Here is a 234-nt window from a genome sequence, read left to right as displayed (position 1 = left end):
ATAATAGTCTTCAATTCAAACGAGTTAGTCAACGACAACCCATCTATTCAATACGTATCAGCCTAAATTACCGAGCACTTGGACTTTTAAAGGAAAATCATATTTATTGGTTTTGGATTGGGACACATTCCGAATATGATGAATTTCTAAAACGGTTGTAATATGGCTACGTTTAACCTCATGAAATCTGTTCTAGAATTCTTGCAAGCCCTCACCAACCCAAAATTAGCACCG

1 protein-coding gene is annotated in these 234 nt (G+C 36.3%); it reads left to right on the top strand.

The features are described 5' to 3' along the window. Nucleotides 1–161 (top strand): ParE family toxin-like protein (locus tag R0J87_RS24855; protein WP_498889700.1); only part of this gene is annotated, 161 nt, incomplete at its 5' end. Nucleotides 162–234 lie beyond the last annotated feature (73 nt).

The sequence above is a fragment of the Halomonas sp. SIMBA_159 genome (assembly GCF_046536035.1).
In the GTDB taxonomy this organism is placed as follows: domain Bacteria; phylum Pseudomonadota; class Gammaproteobacteria; order Pseudomonadales; family Halomonadaceae; genus Vreelandella; species Vreelandella venusta_A.
The sequence above is the reverse complement of the archived record's forward strand: the minus strand, read 5'-3'. Positions and strand labels throughout refer to the sequence as shown.